Annotated in this window: 25 protein-coding genes; 2 read left to right on the top strand and 23 right to left on the bottom strand. The window is 67.7% G+C overall.

Going from position 1 to position 23094, the window contains the following annotated elements:
* Window positions 1-165 precede the first annotated feature (165 nt).
* A complete protein-coding gene (locus ACIGXX_RS01480; RefSeq protein ID WP_399971744.1) occupies window positions 166-888 on the top strand; it encodes a TIGR02391 family protein in 723 nt (240 codons plus the stop codon).
* Window positions 889-1203: 315 nt separating this feature from the next.
* A complete protein-coding gene (locus tag ACIGXX_RS01475) occupies window positions 1204-1902 on the top strand; it encodes a hypothetical protein (protein WP_399971742.1) in 699 nt (232 codons plus the stop codon).
* Window positions 1903-1954: 52 nt separating this feature from the next.
* Here ACIGXX_RS01475 and ACIGXX_RS01470 read toward each other — a convergent pair whose 3' ends face one another.
* From ACIGXX_RS01470 to ACIGXX_RS01360, 23 genes are all read right to left on the bottom strand, one after another.
* Window positions 1955-3583, bottom strand: coding sequence for a TROVE domain-containing protein (locus ACIGXX_RS01470; RefSeq protein ID WP_399971740.1), 1629 nt, complete (start codon window positions 3581-3583; stop codon window positions 1955-1957).
* Between the two features lie 364 nt (window positions 3584-3947).
* The gene (locus ACIGXX_RS01465) at window positions 3948-4196 is read right to left on the bottom strand and encodes a hypothetical protein (RefSeq protein WP_399971738.1); all 249 of its coding nucleotides are present in this window, start codon (window positions 4194-4196) and stop codon (window positions 3948-3950) included.
* A gap of 650 nt (window positions 4197-4846) precedes the next feature.
* Window positions 4847-5188: a hypothetical protein gene (locus ACIGXX_RS01460; protein WP_399971736.1), complete on the bottom strand. Its 342-nt coding sequence runs from the start codon at window positions 5186-5188 to the stop codon at window positions 4847-4849.
* A gap of 1 nt (window position 5189) precedes the next feature.
* Window positions 5190-5552 carry a hypothetical protein gene (locus tag ACIGXX_RS01455; protein WP_399971734.1) on the bottom strand — a complete coding sequence of 121 codons (363 nt, stop codon included), beginning with the start codon at window positions 5550-5552 and terminating at the stop codon, window positions 5190-5192.
* 75 nt (window positions 5553-5627) lie between these two features.
* Window positions 5628-5945: a hypothetical protein gene (locus ACIGXX_RS01450; protein WP_399971732.1), complete on the bottom strand. Its 318-nt coding sequence runs from the start codon at window positions 5943-5945 to the stop codon at window positions 5628-5630.
* Window positions 5946-5951: 6 nt separating this feature from the next.
* Window positions 5952-6965: an N-acetylmuramoyl-L-alanine amidase gene (locus ACIGXX_RS01445; protein WP_399971730.1), complete on the bottom strand. Its 1014-nt coding sequence runs from the start codon at window positions 6963-6965 to the stop codon at window positions 5952-5954.
* 18 nt (window positions 6966-6983) lie between these two features.
* Complete coding sequence (locus tag ACIGXX_RS01440; RefSeq protein WP_399971728.1) at window positions 6984-7415, bottom strand: hypothetical protein; 432 nt, start codon at window positions 7413-7415, stop codon at window positions 6984-6986.
* 9 nt (window positions 7416-7424) lie between these two features.
* Window positions 7425-8045: a hypothetical protein gene (locus ACIGXX_RS01435; protein WP_399971726.1), complete on the bottom strand. Its 621-nt coding sequence runs from the start codon at window positions 8043-8045 to the stop codon at window positions 7425-7427.
* Window positions 8045-8257 carry a hypothetical protein gene (locus ACIGXX_RS01430; RefSeq protein ID WP_399971724.1) on the bottom strand — a complete coding sequence of 71 codons (213 nt, stop codon included), beginning with the start codon at window positions 8255-8257 and terminating at the stop codon, window positions 8045-8047. The genes ACIGXX_RS01435 and ACIGXX_RS01430 overlap by 1 nt, the downstream gene beginning before the upstream one ends.
* Before the next feature lie 10 nt (window positions 8258-8267).
* Window positions 8268-8936 carry a hypothetical protein gene (locus ACIGXX_RS01425; protein WP_399971722.1) on the bottom strand — a complete coding sequence of 223 codons (669 nt, stop codon included), beginning with the start codon at window positions 8934-8936 and terminating at the stop codon, window positions 8268-8270.
* Window positions 8933-10024, bottom strand: a complete 1092-nt coding sequence (locus tag ACIGXX_RS01420) for a DUF5047 domain-containing protein (protein ID WP_399971720.1) — start codon at window positions 10022-10024, stop codon at window positions 8933-8935. Before ACIGXX_RS01420 ends, ACIGXX_RS01425 begins: the two co-directional genes overlap by 4 nt.
* A gap of 3 nt (window positions 10025-10027) precedes the next feature.
* Entirely contained in the window at window positions 10028-12262 is a 2235-nt protein-coding gene (locus tag ACIGXX_RS01415; RefSeq protein ID WP_399971718.1) for a hypothetical protein, read from the bottom strand.
* 3 nt (window positions 12263-12265) lie between these two features.
* A complete protein-coding gene (locus ACIGXX_RS01410) occupies window positions 12266-17290 on the bottom strand; it encodes a peptidoglycan DD-metalloendopeptidase family protein (RefSeq protein ID WP_399971716.1) in 5025 nt (1674 codons plus the stop codon).
* Window positions 17291-17314: 24 nt separating this feature from the next.
* Complete coding sequence (locus ACIGXX_RS01405) at window positions 17315-17665, bottom strand: hypothetical protein (protein ID WP_399971714.1); 351 nt, start codon at window positions 17663-17665, stop codon at window positions 17315-17317.
* A 56-nt stretch (window positions 17666-17721) separates the two neighbouring features.
* On the bottom strand, window positions 17722-18135 hold the full coding sequence (locus tag ACIGXX_RS01400) for a hypothetical protein (protein ID WP_399971712.1): 414 nt from the start codon (window positions 18133-18135) through the stop codon (window positions 17722-17724).
* Window positions 18136-18237: 102 nt separating this feature from the next.
* The gene (locus ACIGXX_RS01395; protein ID WP_399971710.1) at window positions 18238-18822 is read right to left on the bottom strand and encodes a phage tail protein; all 585 of its coding nucleotides are present in this window, start codon (window positions 18820-18822) and stop codon (window positions 18238-18240) included.
* A gap of 72 nt (window positions 18823-18894) precedes the next feature.
* Complete coding sequence (locus ACIGXX_RS01390) at window positions 18895-19296, bottom strand: hypothetical protein (RefSeq protein WP_399971708.1); 402 nt, start codon at window positions 19294-19296, stop codon at window positions 18895-18897.
* The gene (locus ACIGXX_RS01385; RefSeq protein WP_399971706.1) at window positions 19296-19622 is read right to left on the bottom strand and encodes an HK97 gp10 family phage protein; all 327 of its coding nucleotides are present in this window, start codon (window positions 19620-19622) and stop codon (window positions 19296-19298) included. Before ACIGXX_RS01385 ends, ACIGXX_RS01390 begins: the two co-directional genes overlap by 1 nt.
* 16 nt (window positions 19623-19638) lie before the next feature.
* On the bottom strand, window positions 19639-19875 hold the full coding sequence (locus tag ACIGXX_RS01380) for a hypothetical protein (protein ID WP_399971704.1): 237 nt from the start codon (window positions 19873-19875) through the stop codon (window positions 19639-19641).
* Window positions 19876-20000: 125 nt separating this feature from the next.
* Window positions 20001-20414: a hypothetical protein gene (locus tag ACIGXX_RS01375; protein WP_399971702.1), complete on the bottom strand. Its 414-nt coding sequence runs from the start codon at window positions 20412-20414 to the stop codon at window positions 20001-20003.
* An 8-nt stretch (window positions 20415-20422) separates the two neighbouring features.
* Complete coding sequence (locus tag ACIGXX_RS01370) at window positions 20423-21457, bottom strand: glycosyltransferase family 4 protein (protein ID WP_399971700.1); 1035 nt, start codon at window positions 21455-21457, stop codon at window positions 20423-20425.
* Window positions 21454-22410 (bottom strand): phage major capsid protein, encoded by a 957-nt coding sequence (locus tag ACIGXX_RS01365; RefSeq protein WP_399971698.1) that lies wholly within the window; start codon window positions 22408-22410, stop codon window positions 21454-21456. The genes ACIGXX_RS01370 and ACIGXX_RS01365 overlap by 4 nt, the downstream gene beginning before the upstream one ends.
* 19 nt (window positions 22411-22429) lie before the next feature.
* The gene (locus tag ACIGXX_RS01360) at window positions 22430-23065 is read right to left on the bottom strand and encodes a hypothetical protein (protein ID WP_399971696.1); all 636 of its coding nucleotides are present in this window, start codon (window positions 23063-23065) and stop codon (window positions 22430-22432) included.
* Window positions 23066-23094: the final 29 nt, after the last annotated feature.

Genomic DNA, 23094 nt, shown 5'->3' with positions numbered 1-23094 from the left:
CATCTAACGGGTCTCCAGAGTAGATGAACGAAGGGAGTTGATGAACGGGTTTCTGAACAACTCGTCTTCGGGTAACGCAAGTTGCCTCTTGATCGTCTTCAGATTCACGTCCCGACCGATTGATGAACGACCCCACTGCGCAGGTACCGGTGCTAGCTTCGCGAGATGATGATGCGCTACTCAGGCCCCGTACCGACTGAGCAGATCCGCGAGCTCCCCACGCCTGAGCTAGCGATGGCTCTCCTTCGATCCTTTGGGGACGGTCGCACGATCAACGCCAACAACATGCTCAGAGGGGCCGAGACTGCTTTCGATCAGAACGGCGAGCGCGACAAGGACCATCTACTTCGCCGACTGTCCGACGCCTGGGCGTGGTTGGCATCGCGCGGACTTATCGGGCCGCATCCCAAGAACACAGACTCCGCTTGGCAGTGCGTGACCACGGACGGTCGCGAGCTGGCCGACGACTCGCACGGGCAGGCGAAGCTCTGGTCTGCAGACCGGCTCGCCGGCGCTCTCGATCCCGCACTTGAGGAAAAGGTGCGCCCGATCTTCAACCTGGGCGACTACGAGACCGCCTGCTTCGCGGCGATGAAGGCAGTCGAAGTCGAGGTCCGAACCGCCTCTGGGCTCGATTCCTCGCTCGTCGGTGTGGACTTGATGCGGCAGGCCTTCAAGCCCGGCGGGCCACTGGCTGATCCGGGCGCCCACGGTGGCGAGGTCGTGGCGCTCATGGAGCTTTTCGCAGGATCAATCGGGGCCTTCAAGAACCCCGCAAGCCATCGGGCGGTCCACTTCGACGACCCGGTCGAAGCCGCCGAAGTGGTTCAGCTTGCCGATCTCCTGCTCCGACTCCTTCGCCGAGCCCAGCAGCGCGACAAAGAGTAGGTCCCGCCTCGGCTGCGCTACCTCACACCGCGCTGCCCCACGGCCGCCGAGGCGAAGGGAACCCGCAGGAAATCACGCTGCTCGGGCCGCAACGCCTGGGCAGCTGCCACGTTGCAGCGCGCGGCCTCGACCGCTGCCGGTCCGAGCCGGACCTCAATGCACTGACGGCAGAAGTAGTGCGCGTCGGCGTGGGGCGGATGTCGGTGTTGGTGCTCCATGCCGCAGTAACGACGGGCCGCGCGTTCCGGCACCATCCCTCCCCCGCTCGTCGCTTCTGCCCTACGGTGTCCCTCTAGCTCAACCTTGGGGGCCCACATGCGGATTCGTACTGCTACCGCAATCACCGCGCTTCTCCTCGCCGCTCTCACCGCATGCGGCGATGACGGCGACAGCGGCCAGGCCGACAAGAAGCCAGCAGGCGGAGCGAAGGCCAGCGACTCGAAGAAGATCGACTGTACGGACGAGTACCTCAGCCAGAAGGAATGGATGGATCACTGCGCTGGCGAGGAAGGCACCGGCGGGGACGGGACCGAAGGGCAGGCGAAGACCCGGAAGCTCGGCGAGCCCGCGCAGACCATCGGCGACGGCGGGACCGGCGTCCTGCAGATCACACCGGACACCATCGTGTACGTGAAGAAGAGCGGCATGGACACCGCCGAGAACGGCGTCTTCGCCGTGGTCACGTTGAAGGACAAGGCGATGACCGGGACGGCGGCTGACGAGGTGGCCCCGATCAGCGGCGGGGGCTGGAAGTGGATGGCCCCGGACGGTGAGACCATCGACGAAGGCGGCGGCGAGTCGTACAACGTCGTCGTCGACCGGTACAACAACGAGGACCCGGTGCAGCCCGGCACATACCAGCGCCGGCTGCGGGCATTCGACCTCACGCCCGCGCAGGCGAAGGGCGGCACGCTGATCTACGTGGACGGCGAGGAGACTGCCCACCGCTGGAAGGTGCCCGCGACGGACAGTGGGCCCCACGCCGCCGAGCTGAAGAAGCAGTTGGCGCAGTAGATGCAGAAGAGCCCCACCCCTTGGGGAGGGGCGGGGCTCCGTGCTACTCCTGTCAGGCCGCAGTCTGCATCCACGGCCAGTCGGCGTCGCGTCCGGCTTCCAGGAGCGGGATCAGCCGGAACGCCTGGTCGGTGAGCCCGCCGAAAGTGTGCCGCCCGGCGCGGCCGGAGGGCATGGCGCCAGGCTTGTAGCCCGCCATGTTCCACATGTAGACCGGCACGTTCTTTGGCACGAGATCGTCGATTGCCGTCTCCTGCATGCCGCCGTAGCGGTGCATGTTGGAGGGGAGGTATCCGGGGCGGGTCTGTTCGTCGGTGACGATGACGATGCGATCGTGGGCGAACCAGTGCTTCTTGACGGCGGTCGGGATGTCGGTGCCGTCGTTCGCCCCGAAGGCCTCGATGTGCTTGAGGATGCTGCCGCCCTTCACGACGTCGAGCTTCCTGGAGTTGCCGCCGAACTCGACGAGCGTGGGCTTCTCGGCGCGCAGGGCGAGGGCGGAGCCGAAGACTGCGGCCTGCTCGGCGAGCGTGATGTCGGACGTGTTGTCGGTGGAGAAGTGGTAGCCGGGGAACATCGACGGCGAGCGGTCCACCAGGATCAGCGTGCTGCCCTTCAGGCGCGGCACGTTGGCGAGCGAATGACCGAGGGCCTGTTCCAGGGCGTGAGCCCATCGCAGGGACGGGGCGTGCTTGTAGGCGGCCCACCAGCGGAACGGGAACATACGGGACTTGGCGACCTGCTCGGCGTCGGCGAACCGGGCGCAGATCTGGGCGGCGACCTCGTCGGAGACTCCAGCCTCGTCGAAGTTCCGCAGGTTCCGGGCGAGCGCCATCAGGCCCATCGACGGGATGACCGCCTCCCACGCCGCGGCGTCCATCGGGCCCTGTAGCCAGCCGGCCAGGGCCTCCCACGTCATGCCAGCAGCTTCGAGCGTGGGCGCCAGGTCGTGCCGCTCCACCATCTTCCGACGGTCTTCGATCGGCCAGGCTGCCAGTTCGTCTCGGCGACGGAGCGTCTTCAGGGTTGTCGGTATCTCGTCTTCTCCGCCGTGGCGCCGGTCGAGGGCGTGCTTGAAGAGGTCGCCCTGCCAGGCCTTGCCGTCGGCGGGTGCGGCGTGGACAAGGTTGAGGACGTCGCCGAAGCGGTAGCCCTTGGAGTCGGTGTCGTACTTGAGGAGCGACCGCTCGTTGTAGAGGCGCTGGACGGCGTCGGCGATGCCTCGCTTCACCGGCTTGGGCAGCTTGCGGCCGTACTTGGAGGTCCAGTAGCCGAGCATCTCACCGGGTTCGTCGGCGCGCTGGAGCACGGCGTCGATCGCCTGACGTCCGAAGCCGGGGGCGTTCTGGAGGATGCGTTCTGCGGTGAACTCGGCGGCTCCGACGAGGGATGCGGTGCGCATATTCGCCTCACCGCGGAGCCAGCGCAGGAAGTCGACGCACCAGTCGGGGTCTTCGACGGCGAGGGATCGTATGAGCTGCGTGTAGCGGTCGTCGCGCTGACCGCCCTTCTCGTAGAAGACGTCCTGGCCAACGAAGTTAGAGACAGCGAGCAGGAACAGCTCGCTCTTCGCGTCGCGGAGATGTCCAGCGCCGCCTTCGTGGGTTCGAGCCTGCTCCCCGGTGGTGGTCACGGGCGAGTGGACGGCGGGGCGAGTAGCGCGGGTGTTGAAGCGTGACATAGAAAAACCCCTCACATGGAGGGGAAGCGCAGCGTGGGGTGCCCGAGATCAAGTTGACGATCGAATAGTGTCCTCGGCCGCTAGACGACACCAACCGTGAGGCTGGCGACGGGATTCGAACCCGCGTCCTTCTTTGTTGAGAAGAAGTATCGATCATCGTCGCACCGGGCACCCCCGATGCTGTGCCTCCCGAGATCAAAGTCGGCGTGCGGTGCTTGCCAAAGAAGTAACCGCGATGCCTGCGCACCGGGAGGTGCATGAAGTTGTGTCACCACCATACCCGCATCAACCGGTAACGCGCAGCGCGTTTCGCCTCAACTCCCCCACACCGCACAGCAGAGCGCCCCGACGGGCCCTTCAGGCGTCAGGACTTTCCCTTCTCGATCTGGTCCACGCGGGAAATGCTGGTACCGATCAGCTCGGCGACCTCCCGCAGCACGAGTGTTTCTCGCAGCTTCTGAACGTCGGTCCGTCTGGTGTGCTTCATCTCTGGTCCCCAGTCCTGCATCACGGCGAGGATCTCGGTGATCGCACGGGCGCGGCCTGCCGGATCTTCGATGGCCAGAGCTTCCTCGACAGCGGCGCGGACGCGGCTCCCTGGAGTGTCATCCATGAGTGGATTATAGGGCCCTCTAAAGAATCTTGACGAGACCCCTGGACATGGACGTTAGAGGGTCCTATAAATGAAGTAGAGCACAACAAGAGAACAGCACAAGGGCCCCACGAGGAGATCACGACCGGTTCGAATCCGGCGCGGGGCACGTGGATCTGCAGCACGGGTACCGCGTCAGATGAGGGGCACCTCAAGCTGATCGGTCAGACAGAGAAGCCCGGCAGCACAAGGCCGGTACTGGGGGCACCTGGTACCAGCTTCGCTCCACAGGCGGCGCCCCGGGGGCACTCGGGGCGCCGCCGCTTTTCAGGGGGACATCGTGGACTTCATCGCCTTCGACATCGTCCGCTGGATGTGGGCGCACTGGTCGATCTTCACCATGGCAGTCATCGGAATCTCAAGCATTGCAATGTCCGCTAAAGAAGCGTGACATGACGAAGCGCCCCGCTCCTGCCATACGGCAGGAGCGGGGCGTTGGTCATTCTGCAGGCCCAGCGGGTGGTAGGTCTGGTTCCACGAAGAGGCCCTCGTAAGAGGGTTGCGGCTGTGGTTCGGCGAGGCCGAGGACGACGAGGCTGGGCATGTCGCCTGCCGAGTCGTCCGTCCGGCGGTCCATGGGGCGCGGGTCGGGCATGGGAACTCCAGTTCGCTCAGCCGTCGATGTGGTGAATGTACTTGCGGGCCCTCTCCGACATCGGCTCCTGCGCCGGAGGCTCCAAGCCAGTACCGCGGATGTAGCCGACCAGGCCACGGACCCGGTTGAGGAGCCAGCCGATCGCCTCGTCCTGCTCGCTGATCCGCTCTCGCTGCCGCTCAGCCTCGGCCTCCCGTACCTGGATGCGATGCTCCAGGCGCCCAATGGCTTTGCCCTGCTGGTCTGTGATGGCGGTGAAGTCGTCCCGCTTCTCCTGCCGCGGTGTCCTGCGTGCCGACCGTGCCGCCCACAGGCCACACAGTGCGGTGAGTACGGACACCGCGACGGATGAGATCACCTCAGGACTCATAGGGCGGCCCCACTCTCTTGGGCCGCGGCGATTCACGCCACCCGGCCACGACTATCACCGGTACGGCGATCACCACCCAGATTGCTGCCGCGACCCAGCCGCGCGGAAAGGTTCCCAGCGGCCACCACGACAGCAGGTAGGAGGACATCCACGGGATGACGATCAGGACCAGGGATACGAACCCTGGCGCGTCGCGGCCCTGCGGAAGGAATGCGCACACGATCGCGGCGAGGCCTGTGCCGATCCACAGGCTGGCCCACGCTTCAAGTGGCATGAGGTTGAGGAGCAGTTGCAGGCCCCGCTGATCCGGCTGCGGGGTGATGATCTGCCCGTACCCGTACAGGGCCCACACCGTGCCATAGGACAGCAGGATTACCCCGCGTCGGCCGAGCGTCCACCCCAGCCGCCGGACGATACGGCACGGCACTCAGGCCGCCCGCGGGCTGCCGCCGCCGAGCGCTGCCTGCGCCTTGCCGCTGACCCCGGTGGGCTTCCAGAGCCCAAAGTGAGAGAGCACACCGACAGCGAAGGCGACGAGCGCCAGGATCACGGCGGTGCCGAAGTCGTAGTCGGGACCGGGATTCGCGTACTCGACGAGGAACCCGTTCAGCGTGCTGAGGCCGAGCAGCAGCACAGCCTTGATGCCTGCATGGGTGACCTGCTTGGTGACCAGTCCGACGAGGACCGGCAGCACGACGGAGATGAGCAGGCCGATCCAGTAGGCCTTGTCGAGTGCAGCGTTCATGGCGTTCTACTTCCAGTAGAGGCCGCGCAGGCGGCTGGTGGAGATGGTGATGGACTTCCGGTCGGCGGGGTCAGCCGGCCAGTAGGCGAGTTCGAAGCGGAGCTTCTCGGTGGCCTTGATGGAGCCGGAGTTGTGGAAGTCGGCGAAGGTCGATCCTTCGCTGCCCTGGCGTTCTGTGATGCCGCCGGTCCAGCGGGTGCCGTCTGTGCGGTGGTGGTAGAAGCGCCCCTGGAGCGTTGAGCCTGCCGGGACGGTGGTGGTGAGCTGCACCATCGCCTGGTAGGCGGTGGCCCCGGTCAGCAGGTCGAGACCTTCGATGGGCAGACTTGTCCACTTGCCGGGGACGACGGTGCGGTCGGATTCGTCGAACTGGCCGAGCGTATGCGGCACTTCGTCCTCCTTGGGGGGTTCGGTGCCGGGACTCCAACCGGCGTCGTGGGCAAGTCGTTCCTCGACGTCCTTGCGGAACTGGTCCATACCGAAGCTGGGGTCGATCTTGCGGCGAGTGCCTTCCTTGTGGCCGATCACGGAGTCGGCTGACCAGCCGTGCGCCCGGCAGATCGCGGTAGCCCAGCGGACCGCCTGGTCGTACTGCACCGACGGGTAGGGGTCGCGACCGTTGCCGAGGTTTTCGATCTCGATGCCGTAGTAGTGCTGGTTGCCGTCGATCAGTTCGGCAGCATCCGGTTGCGGGTGCACTGATGCCTCGTTGACGACGGCGCGATGTGCGTTGGCCGCGAACGTGCCCGCATGGTTCGCGCGGCCGTGGCCGACCATCGTCGCGAGACCCGGCTTGCTCAGGTGGGTGTGGCACAAGGGTCCTGGTAGCCCGGATACGCCGTTGATGCAGATGCTCAGGCTGTTCGATCCGGCCGTGTGGTGGATGACGATGCCGTTGACCGGCCCCCAGAGCCCTTTGTGGTTGCGGTTGTGGGTGCGCCAGCCCGGATGCTCGGCGACGCGCACTCCTTCGGCCTTCAGCTTGGCGAGGAGCGTGTCCCCCGACAGTGGTGCAGCCATAGCCTCGTCCCCCTTCTTCTAGTAGTCGCAGGTGGTGGCGACGAATTGGGCGTGTTCGACGGCCCAGGGTTCGTGGTGGTCGTGCCACACCTCGACGCCGACGGGCTGGTTGGCTTCGCCGTAGAACTGCCAGGTCGTGGTCTCCCAGCTGCGGCCTGGGGTGGCGAGGCGGTCGGCGGCGCCGGTGTCATCGCGCTCGCCGTGCGGTTCCCGGATGAAGCGGCTCATGAACTGCCTTGGCCGCAAGTCGCCTTCGGGGACGGTGATGGCGGCCCAGCGCAGGTTGCGGGACCAGATGAAGTCGCCGCCGAACGGTGGCTGGATCAGCGAGAGCTTGCGCGCCATGGAGCGGTCGTTGGTGATGACCCGCTCGAACGTCAGCAGCGTCCACGCCTCAGGCTGGATGAGCTGCGGTTTGTCGCCTCGGTACAGCTTGCACACGGTGGCCACGGCGACCTCCTACAGGCTGACGATGGTGCCGTTGAAGCCGATCCACGGCGGCTTCACGCCGCTGCCGGTGCCGAACACCTGCAGATAGCCGTCCGTCTGCACATCGAGCTTCAACGCGATGCGGTCGGAGGCGATATCACTGCACGGGATCGTCACGGTGCGCAGCGTGGACGGACGGACGATCGATGGCAGAGCCGACGAGTTGATGATGTAGCTGCCCGCGGGCGTCGACGGCCACGACGACCGACCGACCGCCCCGCGGAGCTGCAGGGATTCCTCGCCGCTGATGTTGAGCAGCCGGTACTGGAGCGTCCCGTTGGAGTTGCCGTTCTGCTGGAAGCCGGACGCGAGGTTGATCGTCGTCCACGCGGAGGCGCCCGTAGAGACGGCCACCCATCCCGAACCGTCGTACACATCCAGGCGGTTCACGTCCTGGAGCCACGTCTGCATGCCCTCGACGGGAGCCGCAGCCCCGGTGAGAGTGGCGGCTCGGCCGGATGCGGAGGCGAAGCGCAGGACGCCCCGCTGCACGATGGCATTGGTGATGTCCTTGGCGAGCTTCCCCGCGTCGGGGGCGTCGGTGAGGGCGGCGATCTGGACGTTCTGGCCGTAGTCGTCGGTGATCGGCATCAGACCTCCGGTACGTCCGTGGTCACCGGCGAAGTGCGGTCGACGGTCACAGTGGTGGCGCCCTCGACGTCCGAGACGGCTCTGGCCAGCTCCCAGACGAGGGAGGGCATGTCGGGGTCGGTGATGGGCGAGTAGTCGCCTTCCGAGAGGGATACGTCGAGGCGGGATTCTCCACCGTTGACGAAGATCCTGTAGGTGGCAGGGGCGGCCATGGCAGCCCTTTCAGTCGAGTGGGTAGCGGACGCCTTTTAGGGAGAACCACGAGGTCTCTGGGCTGCCGACGGTGGCGCTGACGAGGGATACGGCGCCGTCCTGAAGAAAGTCGATCTTGCAGGAGTGGTAGACGGAGGTGGAGTTCGCAGTGCCGGAGATCTCGGCCGCATTGCGGGCGATGACCATCGAGGCCCTGTTCACCGGCCGGTAGGCGACGGCCAGGGCGGCGGAGAGGATGTTCGCCGTCTGGGCGCCCCCAGCCCGGTTGGCGCCGCCGTCCCATTCCATGAACCACGTACCGAGCCAGTTGACCTTGCGGTATCTGATCGGGCCGTTGTTGTTGCCTGTTGAGGAGCTGTTGCCTTGCGTGTAGCCGGTGCCGAGCGTCGGCGTCGTCCAGCCCGGATCGCCGTTGCTGGTGCGGCCCCAGGCCAGCCAGTTGCCGCTGCTCGACTGTGTGATGGCGATGACGTCGCCGACTTGGGCCAGCGTGTACGTCTCCATCTGCCGCACCGTGATGCCGTCGTCCGTGACGACCGTGCCGCCTGCGTTGACGGTCTGGACGGTGGCGAGCCGCCAGTCCGCGCCCCGCACGCTGGTGGCGGTGGCGCCGGCGGACACCGCCTGTTGCTGGAGGGCGTCGGCAAGCTTGCGGACGGTGCCGAAGGATTCCTTCACGAGTCCTCCTTCGCTGCGATCGTCGTGATCGGGAAGTCGCCGCCTGTGTCCAGCGGCACGGAGAAGGACTGGACTTGATGGAGCTCGCGGGTGCCGTCGGGATGGACGACGCGGATGACGTCGCCGCACTCCAAGGCGGGGTTCGGCAGGCTGGAGAAGTCGCCGCTCGCGTTGGGGGCTTTCCCGGCGATGAGCTTCAGGTTGGCGGCCTGCGCGCAGGCGTTGACCGTGGTCAGGGTGCTGGAGCTGTAGAAGTCGGGGCGGCGCCCGTAGGGTCCGTTCCAGTACGTCGGCGAGTTGATGTCGTTGTCCGTGGCCAGGTAGGAGACGGGGGCGACGTTCTCCTCGGTGTTCTCACCGCGGGCCAAGACGCCGTTGAAGACCCTGTCGGAACTCATGCCGCGGCTGCCCTGGACGTACACGCCGCCCTCTTGGGCAGCGACCTCCCAGACGGCGGGTGTTGCCAGTAGCTCTGGCAACGCCGCGATGACGAAGACTCCGTCCGCGTTGGTGTAGCACTCGGCTCCGGCCGCGGCCACGATCTCCTGTACGCCAGCCCATGGGTCGGCTTCGACGTCGAAGGTGCGTGCGCCGATCGGGGTGTCGACGATGAGGCTGATGACGTCGGCGTCCGGCAGGGATCGCTGGATGAGTGCGCTCGCGGCGCCGACGACAGTCCCGGTGGCTTTGTACGGCTCGGTGAACTTGTCGTCGGCGACGCACGCTTCAAGGCTCTTGCCCTGCAAGGTGACGGGCCCGTCAGAGGGGTCGCCGTCGACGTCGTCGAGGCGGAACACTCCAATGGGGACGAGCTCTTGGGAGCCGTCGCCATAGGTGACGCCGCGCGCGATCCGCAGCCGGGCCCCGTAGGTGGCGAGCTGATCATTGGGTGTGCGCGGGATCAGGGAGACGTCCGCCGAGGTGACGGTGCAGGTGCGGCGGATGGCCTGACCGCGGTCCACCGCTACGGAGCCGCCCGTGTGCTCAAGCGTGACGACGCTGTCATCGGTCTTGAATAGCTTCACCTCGGTGGCGGGCGCGTGCGACTCTCCGAGGCGCGGCAGGAAACGGGCGGAGACGGGGTACATCGATCACCCCAGCCTGCGGTCGAGGAGGACGTCCTCCCACGTGGCGTACACGGGAAGCAGGTCTGCCCAGGTGTCGAATTCGGCGAGCACGTCCTGCCAGGTGCGCCCGGCGGATCCGCTGAGCCCGGTCGTGACGGGCATGTCGGTCTGCGTGAGGGGCAGCGTCCAGGCCCGCCACTGCTCCTGCGCGGTGCCGCCGACGCGGGCTTCGGTGACCTGGGCGGCACTGACGTACATGTCGGAGACGCCCATGCCGGGCACGGCCTGCCACAGCAGGGTGTTGCCGGAGTCGAGCAGCCAGTGAAGGGCGGCCCGTTCGTCGTCGGAGCGGGTCCACAGGGTGAGGTCGCCCTCCAGGCCACCTCGCGTATCGCTGAGAATCACCGCGTTGCGCCGTCCCTTGACCCGGTAGACGGACTGCTCCACCGGCCGCTGCCAGTCCGGCGCCTTCGAGATCATCAGCCGGATGTTGCGCTGCGGATTCCCCGGGTCCTTCAGCCAGGCCAAGTTGGGGTCTCCGGCGGTGATGGTGACGGTGTCGGAGGTGCGGGTGGCCGGGGTCGTGGCGCCGTCCGGCCAAAGTTCGATCCGGTAGCGCACGGGTACACCGAGGGGCGCCTCGTAGTCCTCGATGATCATCAGGTCGGAGGTGATGCGCGTCCGGTCGAGGAGGCCGGAGGGACCGCGCACGAGGGTGCGGATGCCGTCTTCGCCTTCGCGGTAGACGCTGATGGACTGGCCGACGGTGAGTTCCCGCAGGGTGAGGGTGATGCTGGCGGACTCGTCGACGACGGTGACGGCGGTGAGCGGCACGGCCTGCCACAGGGCGGCCACGTCGACGTACATCGCCGACGATGTGGCGCCTGCCGTGAGGGTGAGCTCGATGGCGCCCTGCGTGGCGGCGGCAGGAACGCTGGCGTCGGTCGCCATCGCGTACCAGCTGGCGCCGGGAAAGGTGTAGTTGGTGCCGCCGGTGGTTCCCAGGTCGGCGTTCGCCGCGTCGTACCAGCGAACCTTGACGTTCACAGTCCAGGAGCCTGCGCCGAGGGTGGCGAGGATCTGTGCCCGGTAGCTGGTGCCCACGCCGCCCGGGGCGGCGAATTTCGCCGAGCGGACGACGCTGGCCGTGGCTGTCGCGGAGGTGACGGACAGGGAGTAGGAGCCGTCGAAGGCGGTCTGCCCCCACGGTGTGGAGCGGCCGATGACCGCCACCCCGGAGGGCCGCGTCCACCCGGCGACGCCCTGCTCGAACGATCCGTCGGCATACGGGAGGGTCGTCCCGGCTTGCAGCACCGGGGCGACCGCGACGACCGCGCCCTCCAGCCGCAGTACCTGGCCGGCCGACGCGCCGTTGACGCCCGCCGCGATGCCGCAGGTGGCAGCGTTCGACGGGGCGATGGCGGAGGCTCGCTGCCGGTACCAGCCCGAACCCGGCGAGGGCGAGACGAGGGTGGAGCGGGTGGCGCTGATCTGGTTTCCGTTGGCGTCGTAGTAGCGGAGCTCGATCCACACGTCGGCGAGCAGCGTCGGCGGGTTGAGGTAGGCGTAGGCCAGGTAGTCGGTGCCCGGCGTGACGGTGGGCCGGTCGGTGGAGACGGCAGCCGCGTTGCCGCCGCCGGTCGCGGTGACCGCGATGGTGTGGCCGCCCGCCAGATAGTTGTCGACCGCCCACGACGCGACGGGGACCTGGCGGGAGACGGACGCGTTGACCTCCGCCGTCCAGCCGGAGGTGTCAATCTCGGCGCTCTCGGTGCCGAAGGCGAACAGGTTGCCGGTTGTGCGGATCGGCAGCCCGAGGTAGACGTTTTCCCAGTACTGGTTGACCAGCCCGGCCGCCGGGGTCGACGACAGCAGCACCTGCGCCTGCGTCGCCCCCGCCGGCGCCATCCCGGCCACCCCGACCCGGTGCCAGCCGCTGGACGCCGCCGACGTGACAAGCGACCAGGTCACAGAGATTTCGGTGCTGGTTGCCGACAGCCAGCGGATGCCGATGCGCTCGGGGACGACCCCGGCGGCGTCCGCGAACGTCTGGTAGACGGTGCCTGCGGTGACGGGGTAGGAGGAGACGGTGCGGGCCTGCATCTCCCCCGCCGCGACGGACTTGACGACGAGGCAGCCGTCGCCGTTCCTCCCTCCCGTCCCCTTGGTCAGCGTGCAGTTGAGTTTCGTCGTCCACCCGCTGGTGTTTGGGTCGACCGACTCGGTTGTCTGGCTGAGGAGGTTGCCGGGGATGGCCACAGCTCACCTCCGGCCTGCGGTCAGCGTGTTGGTGAGGTCGGTCATGGTCTGCTGCACTTCGCCGCGGACGTGACCGAGGAACTGCCCGGAGTCGAGGTAGAGGTCGCCGGTGAACTCCCCGCCTCCGCCCGCCGTGGGCGAGAGGGCCAGTCGTGTCAGGGCGTTGGCCTGCGTCGACGTGAAGACGGGTTCGGGCCTCCCGGTGCCGTTGTAGGCGAGGTTGAGGCCTGGTTCCAGGTAGCCGCCCTGGTCGTACCAGTGCGGGCTACGTGACTGCCACTTCGACCAGGCGCGTGCCGGACTGCCGTAGTCCGGACGCCCCTTGATGTAGCCCAGACCCCACCGAATCTGGGTCTTGTAGTTCGTCCGGTAGTCCGCACCCGCCGACCTCATCTTCGACGCTGGGAGCGCCTGCGGGATGCCGTAGGCGCCTGAGCTGCGGTTGAGGGCGTTCCAGCGCCAGTTCGACTCACCCTGCCACAGCTTTTTGAGCGGCCCGAACTGGGTGGGCCCCCAGCCGTATCGGCCGAGGATCGACTTTGCGTAGCGCTGGGCGGCGCCGACTGCTCCGGCCGCGAACCCGCCGCCACCCCCAGTGAGGAACGGCATCGGGTCGACCGGCTTGCCCTTGCGGCGGGCCTCCAGGTGGAGGTGCGGGCCGGTGGTGTTGCCGGTCGAGCCGACCTTGCCGATCGGCTTCCCGCGGTTGATGTGCTTGTGCATCTTCGCGACCATCGACGACATGTGCGCGTAGAAGGACGACAGGCCGCCGCCGTGATCGATGCTCACGTGCTTGCCGTAGGGGCCGCCTGAGGCGACCTGGTTGATAGTGCCGTCGTTGACGGCGCGGATCGTCGTGCCGGTAGGGGCAGGGAAGTCCAGGCCGGTGTGGTACCCGGAGGACCACATGGAGCCCTTCTTGCCGAACCGTGTGCCGTACTTGGCGTTGACCGGCTTCGACCACTCCGCCCCGCCAGCGCCTCCGGCGAACATGCTGGCGACAGCCTTGACGATCTTGTCTTTGAGGCCTGAGATCATCTTCAGTGGGATCTTGCCGATGGCCGAGCCCCACTTACCGGCGACACTCACCCCCTTGGAGATCTTCCCGACGACGGGCTTGACGAGCTTCGTCCAGATCTTCGACGGGTGCACGAGCAGGTCAGCGCCCGCCTTCGCCCAGTCGATCCCCTTGCCGACGACGTCGCTAACGGTGTCTTTCGTCCAGTCCCACGCACCGTCCAGTGGACCGAGGATGCCGCCCTTGGCCATCAACTTGGTGCCAGCCGCCGCGTGCAACGCCATAGCGCGGCTGCGGTACTTCGGGTCCGTGGGGATCACGTATTCGGGGAAGCGGCTGTTGCCCTCCCCGACGATCGCCGTCGGCTTGTTGGTGACCATCGGCCGGGCAGGATTCCATCCCTGGCCGACCGTGCCACCGGCGGCGAGAAGGTCCGGCCCCTTCGGTAGATGGGGCAGCTTCACGAAGTCCGCGACCTTGTCCCATACCGCCTTGATGCCCTTGCGGTACACGTACTCGATCACGAAATTGACGGGCGCCTTCGTGATGCTCTTGATCTTGCCGAAGGCCGTCCCGATCGTCTTCCGCGCCGAGTCAAAGGCCCGGCCAACGAGCCGGACCGCTTCCTTGACCCGGTTGAACGTCGGCTTCAGCACCTTGTCGTACAGCCACCGCGCCCGGCTCGCGATCCCGTCGAAAGCGGGCTTGATCGCGCTGCGGTAGAGCCACTTGCCGGCGTCGCCGATGCCACGGAAAGCGGGCTTGATCGCGGACCGCCACAGCCACGATCCGATCTTTCCGACGAACCGGAAGCTGGCGACGATGCCGTCCGCGGCAGGCTTGATCGCGACGCGGTAAAGCCAGCGGCCGGACGCACCTATCCCGTCGAACGCAGGCTTGATGGCGACCCGGTACAACCACCGCCCCGCCGCACCGATCCCGTCAAAGGCGGGCTTGATGGCCTTCTGGTACAGCCACGTCGCTACGGCGCCGATCCCCCGGAACGCCGGGCCCAGCGCCACCCTCCACAGCCACCTGCCGACGGCAGCAGCCAACTGGAAAGCGATCACCATTGGGGCGACGAGCAGCGTGACGATGACGGCGACGAGGATCCGGGCTGCCAGCGAGATGCCGTCGAATGCAGGCTTGATGGCGTTGCGCCACAGCCACATCGCCCAGCGGCCCACTGTCTGCGCCCCTGCGACGATCCCGTCGAACACCGGCTTCAGTACGGAGTTCCAGGCGAACGAAGCGGCCGTCTGGATCCCCGACCAGGCCGCCTGAACGCCGTTGCGGAACCAGTCGAAGTGCTTGTACGCGTAGATCACGGCGGCGACGAGTGCGATGATCCCGATCACGATCAGCGTGATCGGGTTGGCCTTCATCACGGCGTTGAGCAGGAACAGCGACAGCGTCCACAGCTTCGTCGCGATGTAGGCGAGGTACATGCCCTGGATCAGCCACGGCAGAGTCTCCGCGATCGACCCCACCCCGCGGGCCAGCGCACCAAGGGTCAGCAGGATCGGCCCCGACAGTGGTGCCAGAGCCTTGGCGACCTGGAAGAAGCCCGAAGCGATGTCGCCGAGCGCGCTGGCCAGGACCGGGCCCATGAGCGCCGAGTAGGAGAGGAACCGCTCGAACGCAGGCGACCCCTTGAGGCTGGTGCCCCAGTTGGCGAACCGCTCGGTGATGGACTGCATCCGCTGGCTGATCGAGTCCATGTGCGGCAGGAAGGCCTGGACGATGCCGCCGATGCCCTTGAAGAGATTCCCGAAGGCGACACCCAGCCCGATGATCGCGGGCTTTACGGCGCCCGCCAGATCGGTCTTGAACTCTTTCCAGCCCTTGGACTTGAAGCCGCGCGAGGCCCGGTCCTGCAGCTCACCGATCGCGTCGGCGGCGGCCTTCACGAACGGCGTCAGCCCCGGCAGCGAGTTTTTGATGCCGTTCAGGGCCCGCGTGAATATGGGCATGACGTCGGGCTGCAGCGACTTCGACCAGTCCCCGAAAGCGCCCTTCAGTGAGACGAACGCGTCGAACGTCTTCCGGGCCGCCGGGGTCAACTTGCCCAGCGCAGCCTGGTACTTGGCCTGTGCGACGGCAGCCTGATCGACGCCCCCGGCCGCCTGCTGCGACGCGGAGGCAACCTGGCGCTCAGCCGACGCAATCGAATCGGCCGCCGACACTCGCGCCTGAGCCAGCTGCTCCTGCGCGCGCGTCACGCCCTCCGCGGAGTCCTCCGCGGCCTGGGTCACCTCACGCTGCGCGCGGGCTACCGACCGGGCCCCGTCCTCCTGTGTGCGCGCCGCATTCCGCTGCGCCTCCGACACCTTCGCCTGCGCGGCGGCAATGTCCCTGGTCCCCTGGATCTGCTGCTGCGCCGCGTCCTGATGGGCCTTCGCCAGCGCCTTCTGCTGATCTCCGACGTTGCGCTGGGCGCTGGCCAGCCGCTGCTGTGCCGACTTGACGGTGTCGGAGCCCTCAACGCCGGCCTTGTCCGCGGCCTTCTTTTCCGCGGCCAGCCGCTTCGTCTCAGCCTGCTGCTCGCGGAGCCGCTGCACCGCCTGGTCGTAAGACAGTTGGGCGCGCTGCTGCTCCAGCAGCGTGGCCTTCGACCCGACGGCCTGCGTCGCCCGCAGCCGGTTCCGGGCCTCCTGCACCGACAAGACCGCATCCCGCTCGGAAAGCTGCGCACCCGCCAGACGGGTCGATAGCTCCGCCAGCTCGAGGACGGCATCCTTGCGGGCCTGGGTGAGGTCCTGCTGGGCCTGCCGTGCGGTGCGCTGGGCGTCCGCGAGGGAGTCCTCGGCCTGCGAGACCCGCTCGGCGGCGTCCCGCTGCCGGTCGGCGGCCTGCTGTACCGCGTCCGCCACCGACTGTTGGGCGGCCTTCACCTGCTGTGCGGCCGACCGGTTCGCCTCTGCGGCACTGCGTACCGCGTCCTTGACGCCTTCCTGCGCCTGCCGGACCCGCTGGGCACCCGATTCGACGGCGTCCGCGACCGCCCGCTGACCCTGCGCGATCTGCTGAGCCGCATTGCGGTGCGCGGTCGCCAGAGACTGCTGCGCGCCCGCCAACTGCAGGGCCTTCGAGGCGCCCTGGCCGCTGGCCGCACCCCCCTTGATGGACGCGGTCGCCGCCGCATCCTGGGCAGACTTCTGCGCCTGCAAGGCTCCGGCGATCCCGACGAATGCCGGGACGGCGACGGCTGCGAGCGCGCCAACGCCCGCCCCGGCGGCAACAGCCGCCGAGGCAATAGCACCAATCCCCGCAGCGAGGACCGGGATAGCTGGGATCGCAGCCACCGAACCGAGAGCGACGGTCAGCTGGAACAGGGCGGCCGTGGCTTGGGCCGTGCTGACGTTGGTGTTGATGTTGATCCGCTTGCCGTCAACTGCGGCAATCGCCGCCCGGACGGTAGCTAGCTGAGTCAGCGCCGCTGCCGTGTCCGCCCTGACCTGGACGTTCGGATGCTTCGCCCCGAGGCGGGTGAGCTCAGCCTCGATCGCCTTGATCTCAGCCTTGGCGTCAGCAGCGGAAATATCGATGCCGATGCGCTTGTCCGCCAGCGTCTCCATGCGGAAACGCAGAGCCTGCAGGTCAGAGTCCGCCTCAGAGGTGTCCGCGCCGATCTGCAGCTTCGGCAATGACCGGAACGCCGCCTGAAGGTGGACCTTCATCGCTCGCGAGAAGGCGCCCGCCGTGTCGTCGCCCTGTCGGACAGCCGACGGGCGGGCGGTGCGCCCGCCCTGCGTGACGCCGTCGCGGATCGCATCACGCAGGGCGGAGGTGATCCGGGAAGCGATCTGCTGCCCGATCTGCTCGCCGATCGTCAGGCCGACGTTGCCGACCTGCGCCTGCATCGCCGGACCGAAGCTGCGGCCAGCCGCGTTGCCCGCATCCTCACCAGCACGTGTCGCGGCCGGGACCAGCCCGGCACGCAATCTGGAATAGATCTGCCTCGTGTTCGGTACAACGTCAACCTCAACGGAGCCGACCTGGATCGCCACGAGGGGCCTCCCCTCGCAGCGCTGCTACGCGGCGCCTCCGTTGATGAGCTGGAAAAGACGCTCAGCGGCCTGATCAGTGATCTTCGGCTTCGGCCTGCGCGGCTTCGCGCCCGGCCTGCGCGTAGGCGTCGGAGGCTCGGGCTGATCGCGCTCTTTCTCGACGTGAGAGCAGACGTAGACGTGCTCAAGACGCCGGATCGCATCGAGCACGGAGGCCGTGAGCTGCTCCAGCTGTGACCAGCGGCCCTTCTCCGGCTCGCCCTTCTCCGCCTGCTCGGCGAGCTCCTCGTCCGTGAGCTTGTTGCGGAGCGCCGTCATCGTGGACGACTCGGGCGGCAGATGCTCGATCAGGACCCGCAACTGCCGCCACGTCATCGCCCCACGGTGCACGTCCAAGACGTCCCGCTGGTAGAAGCGCCAGAGGTCGGCCTCTACCGCCTCCGCGTGCGCCTTGAGGACCTGTTGGGTCCACGCGATTTCCCCAGGCTCTCACCGGACTGACCTGCGGCGTCGGCGACGAACGCCTCAAAGTCGTCGTTCGTAGGGTCGACCTCCCAGTACAGGTCGACGTCATCGGGGTGAAGCACGTGCGCGGCGAAAGCGGCGAACTGGCCGGACGCCAACTGCACCTGCCACGACTGGCGCCAGGCACCGGGCGGCACGACGCGGATCTCCACGTCGGCGAGGAGCGCCGTTACGTAGTGGCCCTCCGCCTCAGCTTCCTGTGCGTCAGCGGCGTCGAAGTCCTCTTCCGGCTCCACGTCCGGGACTACTGCCGCGGTGTTGCGGGGCGTGCGGGTGGTGGTCTTCTTGCGGGCGGTTGCGGTCCTGGCGTTTGCGGCCATGGGCGCGGGCCTCCTTTGTCTATGGCGCGGGCGGTGGTTGAAGGTGGACGGGCCGGGCCCGCGCCGGCTGGCTATGCGGCCCGCCCACCAGTCAGAGGGGGGTCAGGAGCCGGTGTAGGCGGGCGTCGCGGGCACGCGGTCCGCGTGATAGACGGTGTTCCCGGCCAGGTCCGGATAGGCCGTGATCGTCCACTCGAAGCCGGCCATCTCGTCCTGCTTGTGCGTGACGTCCGATCGATCGCTGATCTCACCCTCCGGCACGTAGAAACCCAGCGAGGTCTCGCCATCGAGCACGACGAACCAGAACGCGCGACGGTCCGGAAGCGGGGACGCGGTCTCCGCGAACGTGGTCAGGCCGCTCACCGGCGCCAAGTCCGCGACAGGGATGCGGTACTGCAGAGACCGCACCGTGGTACGGCCCGTCTCCCACGCCGTGATCTTGAAGGTCCGGAGGGACTTCGTGATCGTGGTGCGGATCGGCGACGTGTACCCCCAAGGGGTGTACTCCTGCGAGTCCTCGTCGAAGCCCTGCACCAGACCGTCGTCCGATATGGCGCCGAGCGGCTCCCACGGCGACAGAGGCTGAACCAGCGGGTCCCCCGGCGACAGAGTGCCGAGATCGGCAGTCCAACCGCCGCCATTCGCGCCGACCTCCGTCAGGTCCGCTGCGCGGGTGATGTTGACCATCGTTGTCTCCAGACATGCGTGAAGCCCGCGCACGGGCGGGTCAGGGGTCCGGCGCGGGCCCGCAAACGGTCGTCAGGAGACCGGGTGGCTATAGATCTGGTAGGTGCCGCCAACGCGGCGGAGAGCCGTGTTCTCATACGACCGTGCGGCCGGGGGCGGGTTTGATTGGATGCGTCCGAAGACAGCGGACTCGGTTGCCGAGCCGGCCAGTTCGGTCATGAGCCAGCCGCGGATCGTCGCCGACAAGGCGATCGCCTCCCCGCGGGTGGCCGCGTACACGTCGATGTCGATGAAGGCCCGGTCGAGACGGAACCCGTCATCGCCTCCGGCCGGGACACGCTGCACCTGGACGGTCGGCAGCTCGTCGAGGAGGTTGTTGTCGGTCTCGTCCCGGACGACTACGTCATCGCCGAACTTCGCCTGCAGCCACTGGATGACCTCAAGCTCGACATCCACGGATCCGACGGCGGCCATCAGCGGCCTCCCGCCTGCGCTGCGCGGAGCAGCACGTGGTGGGCGTGGACCTTCTCGGTGCCGTACTCCACGAACCGCGCGTAGTAGGCGGTGTTGCTGACGGTGGCAGTGGCCCGGTCTCGGCGGCGGCCTCCGCGCAGCGTGCTGGTGACGTTGAAGCTGGACTTGTAGTGGCCGGGGTGCGGATCCGACGCGCCACCGACAGGGGAGATCGACTCGGCCACGGACTTGATGAGCTCGGCACGCCGCACCATCTCCACGCGGATCATCTCCGAGCGCAACAGCTGGCCCACACCCTTGTTGGACATCTTGAACCGTGCGGCCATGGCAACCTCCGCTCGGCTAGCCGGTCACCCGGTCCGCAGCGAACTGCACGGGGCCATGAGTGCCGGTAAACGGGTTGCGGCCCCAGTCGCCGGGCTCGCCAGTGATCTCGCAGACCTCGCCGCGCACCCGCACCTGATCGGTGGTTCGCCAGTCGGAGCCCGCAGGCGCGTACACGGTCCATCCGACAATGACGGTGTCGCGAGCCTGCTGGTCATCCCCGCCGACCTGGGGCGTGGACTGGCGTGGCGTCACGACACAGCCCTTCACGGGCTTCTCCAGGAGCGGGCCGGGAATGGGCTGGCCTCTCGGGTCCCGGCCTGGTGAAGGTCCACGTCTCAGGCGGACGACCGTCTCCCCATAGGGGTAGGGGCCGGGCATCAGGTGTAACCCCAGCCCGGCTCGAACTCGTCGGCGAAGCCCAGGTCGTCGATGGGCCAGGTCGGCGAGGGATCCGCCGTATCCGGCGTCGGGTCAACCGTGAACGCTCCCCCGCGGCCAGCGGCAGCCTTCAATGCCGTCTTGTCGGCCTTCGTCAGGTAGATGCCGCCAGAGCCCGTCGGGCGCTGGACGGAGGCGGGACCGATGGTCTCGTAGGACACCTGGCCAGGGTTGATGTAGGCCCGCCCAGCTACGGACAGGACAACGGAATCGGCGCCCTCAGGCAGCGGCTTGACCACCGTCTGGCACAGTGAAGCCGCCTTCCGTAGAAGGAAGTCCGCCCGATCACCGTTGATCTCCTCGAGATCGAGGAAGAGGCCGAGCTCTTCGGCTGTCGGGGCAACGAACGCCATCTCGCCTCCTATGCGGGCAGGGCTTCCACAGCCTGGCACCAGGCGGCAAGGTCGACTGTCGGATCGAGTTCGGCAGAGCGGGCCTTGGCCCGCTTGCTGGCGAGCCGGTACTCGGCGGCCGACGTGAGCTTCCGCAGGACCGCTTCGTAGCCGTCGATGTCAGCCCGGTCAACGAAGATCCCGGCCTCGCCCAGCGACTCGCACAACCCCGGAGTGGGGTGTGCGACGACGGGAATGCCGGACGCCATCGCCTCACAGCCGGCCCGGCCCCACGACTCGTAGGACGACGGCATCAGCAGGACGCGGGTTCGGGCGTACACCTTGTCCCGCATGTCCTGGCCGTCGACGTGCTCGACGGTCTCGACGTTGGGCAGGTCCGGGAGGATCTGCTCGCCGTAGGCGCCGCGCACCGCGAGGAACTGCTGATCCGGCATACGTTCGGCGAGGGCCTTCAAAACCTTGCCGCCCTTCTCCGGATTGCAGTTGACCAGCGTGATGGCCTTGCCGGGCTTCGTTGCGTACTCGTCGGCGAACACCGGCGGGCGCACGATCAGCGACTTCTCGGGGCGGGTGGACTTCGGGTACTCGGCGAAGAACATCTCCGCCTCCCGCTCCATCCACAGGCTGTTGTAGACCGCCAGAGCAGTCCCGCCAGCGGCAGCGTCGCGGAAGGTCGGCTTGTGCGTGTTGTGGCAGACCACCACCAGCGGCTTGCCGTACCCGCGGGCCTGCGACGCGGTCGGCGGCACCGTCTCCAGATGCGCGAGAACCACATCCGCCCGCCGGACCGCCGTCGGATAGTCGAGCCGCGACTCCAGTGGGATCACCTGGATGCCGCGGTACTCGTACTCCTTGTGGGCCTGCCCGTAGCGGGACAGCCACACCTGCACGTCATGCCCACGCTCCACCAGGGGGCGCAGCATCGACACGAGCATGTGCTCGGCCCCCGCATTGTGCTCTGGCGGAAAGGCGTGCACCCTGGCGACGATCTTCAGCGGCTTGGCCGTCCCGCCCGGCGCGGAAGCCGGGACGGCCCTGCTCACGAGCCGCTCGGCGTGCCGGTGTACTTCACGAACGCATCCGCGTCGCCCTGCACGTAGCCGTAGAACGCCTCGGCCAGCAGGAGCACCAGGTTCTCCTGGAACGCGGAGTGCACGCCGCCGTCCTCGTCGATGTACGTGGCCTCCTTGGAGATCCGCACCGTGATGTCCGTGCCCACGCCGAACGCCGACTGGGACCAGTCGCCGCCGATCGCGCGCAGCCCCGTGTCGGTCGACGCGGACTGCCGGCGCTGCTTGCCCGACACGCTGCGCGAGTAGGCGAGCGGCTCGCCGATCAGCGTGCCCGCCGCCGCCATGTCAGTGCCCGGCGTCTGCGTGTCCACCAGGATCGGACGGCCCGTCGTGTCCGTCGCCAGGAGAAGCTTCGGCTTGAGGCGGTGGTCGGCGACGGTGCCGGTGTAGTCCCAGTCGTCGTCGATGACCTCTTCCATGCCGGTCACCAGGTCTGCCCAGATGCCGCCGGTCCCCTGCGAAGCGGTGCCCAGCGCCACCGAGTTGGTGGTCATGGCCAGGTAGTCGTCGAACGGGCCAGCCGCGCCCTTCATCGTCTTGCCGTGGATCGCCGCGTGATCGAAGGCCCGCGCGAACGCCGTCGGCAGATCGGACTGGAGCTGCGTCCACAGGCCGCCCGCGTTGGTCATGACGACCTCTTCAGCGACCGGGATGAGGACGGCCAGCTTCTTGGCGGTCATCTGCTTGACGTCGACGCCACCGCTGGACAGCGGCTTCTTCGCGGCCTGGCCGACCCAGTCGGCGGTGGGCACGTCCATCGGGATCGGCACCGACGTCGTCGCGTCGATCGCCAGCGGTGCACGCCGCGCCAGCGTCATGATCGCGGACTGCTCGACCGACTTTTCGAAGATCGGCGCCGTGATCGTGCGCGGCAGAAGCGACGCATTGACATCGGACAGCTTGATCGGGGGCGTAGCCACCATGATTTCCTGCTTTCAGCGGCTACTGCAGCCGCGCTTTTATGAACCCCGCGAACTCGTCGGCAGGGTCGAGGGACCGTTGCTTGTTGGCGCCGGACGCCTGAGTGCGATCCGGTGCCGGACGCCGCGGGCCCTCCTGGGGCTGGGGCTTCGCCCAGTGCGGCTTGCGCTCCAAAAGCGCCTGGAGGTCGGCCTCAATAGCCGCCTCGTCGATGTCGCCATCGCCGTCGATGTACGAGTCGAGATCCAGCGCGCCGACTGCGTCTTCCGGGTCCGCGAACCCGACCGTGGCCAGCGCCTGCACCTGGGAGCGCACCAGCCGCTGACGCGTCTTGGTGACCTGCTCCTGCACCTGCGCCAGCTGGTCGTTGAGCCGCTCGGACTCTGACTTGTCGGCGTCTTTGATGCGCTGCAGCTCGGCCAGGAGAGGCTCGGCCTTCTTCAGGCGGTCGCGGAGGTTCTTGGCTTCGCTGTTCTTCTTGCGCAGCTCCGCCTCGTACTTGGCCTTGTCGAACGGCTTCTCCTCGACCTCGGCGTCCGCCTCCGGGGCGTCCTCCGCGGTCTCAGTGGTGCCGTTGTCCTCGGTCGCCGTCTCCTCGACGGTCTCCTCGGCGCCGGACTCCTGCTGCTCAGTGCTCTGCTCGTTCTCTTCAGGCATGACGAATCGGCCCTCCAGGGGCTGTGGAA

Source organism: Streptomyces sp. NPDC055243, from assembly GCF_044544025.1.
GTDB lineage: Bacteria > Actinomycetota > Actinomycetes > Streptomycetales > Streptomycetaceae > Streptomyces.
This window is presented reverse-complemented; position numbering and strand designations above follow the sequence as displayed.

What these genes read in the sequence shown, in the direction of transcription:
- ACIGXX_RS01480 (WP_399971744.1), top strand. Translation starts at nt 166, where the DNA reads ATGATGATGCGCTACTCAGGCCCCGTACCGACTGAGCAGATCCGCGAG.
- ACIGXX_RS01475 (WP_399971742.1), top strand. Translation starts at nt 1,204, where the DNA reads ATGCGGATTCGTACTGCTACCGCAATCACCGCGCTTCTCCTCGCCGCT.
- ACIGXX_RS01470 (WP_399971740.1), bottom strand. Translation starts at nt 3,583, where the DNA reads ATGTCACGCTTCAACACCCGCGCTACTCGCCCCGCCGTCCACTCGCCC.
- ACIGXX_RS01465 (WP_399971738.1), bottom strand. Translation starts at nt 4,196, where the DNA reads ATGGATGACACTCCAGGGAGCCGCGTCCGCGCCGCTGTCGAGGAAGCT.
- ACIGXX_RS01450 (WP_399971732.1), bottom strand. Translation starts at nt 5,945, where the DNA reads ATGAACGCTGCACTCGACAAGGCCTACTGGATCGGCCTGCTCATCTCC.
- ACIGXX_RS01445 (WP_399971730.1), bottom strand. Translation starts at nt 6,965, where the DNA reads ATGGCTGCACCACTGTCGGGGGACACGCTCCTCGCCAAGCTGAAGGCC.
- ACIGXX_RS01435 (WP_399971726.1), bottom strand. Translation starts at nt 8,045, where the DNA reads ATGCCGATCACCGACGACTACGGCCAGAACGTCCAGATCGCCGCCCTC.
- ACIGXX_RS01430 (WP_399971724.1), bottom strand. Translation starts at nt 8,257, where the DNA reads ATGGCCGCCCCTGCCACCTACAGGATCTTCGTCAACGGTGGAGAATCC.
- ACIGXX_RS01420 (WP_399971720.1), bottom strand. Translation starts at nt 10,024, where the DNA reads ATGTACCCCGTCTCCGCCCGTTTCCTGCCGCGCCTCGGAGAGTCGCAC.
- ACIGXX_RS01405 (WP_399971714.1), bottom strand. Translation starts at nt 17,665, where the DNA reads ATGACGTGGCGGCAGTTGCGGGTCCTGATCGAGCATCTGCCGCCCGAG.
- ACIGXX_RS01400 (WP_399971712.1), bottom strand. Translation starts at nt 18,135, where the DNA reads ATGGCCGCAAACGCCAGGACCGCAACCGCCCGCAAGAAGACCACCACC.
- ACIGXX_RS01395 (WP_399971710.1), bottom strand. Translation starts at nt 18,822, where the DNA reads ATGGTCAACATCACCCGCGCAGCGGACCTGACGGAGGTCGGCGCGAAT.
- ACIGXX_RS01390 (WP_399971708.1), bottom strand. Translation starts at nt 19,296, where the DNA reads ATGGCCGCCGTCGGATCCGTGGATGTCGAGCTTGAGGTCATCCAGTGG.
- ACIGXX_RS01385 (WP_399971706.1), bottom strand. Translation starts at nt 19,622, where the DNA reads ATGGCCGCACGGTTCAAGATGTCCAACAAGGGTGTGGGCCAGCTGTTG.
- ACIGXX_RS01375 (WP_399971702.1), bottom strand. Translation starts at nt 20,414, where the DNA reads ATGGCGTTCGTTGCCCCGACAGCCGAAGAGCTCGGCCTCTTCCTCGAT.
- ACIGXX_RS01365 (WP_399971698.1), bottom strand. Translation starts at nt 22,410, where the DNA reads ATGGTGGCTACGCCCCCGATCAAGCTGTCCGATGTCAATGCGTCGCTT.
- ACIGXX_RS01360 (WP_399971696.1), bottom strand. Translation starts at nt 23,065, where the DNA reads ATGCCTGAAGAGAACGAGCAGAGCACTGAGCAGCAGGAGTCCGGCGCC.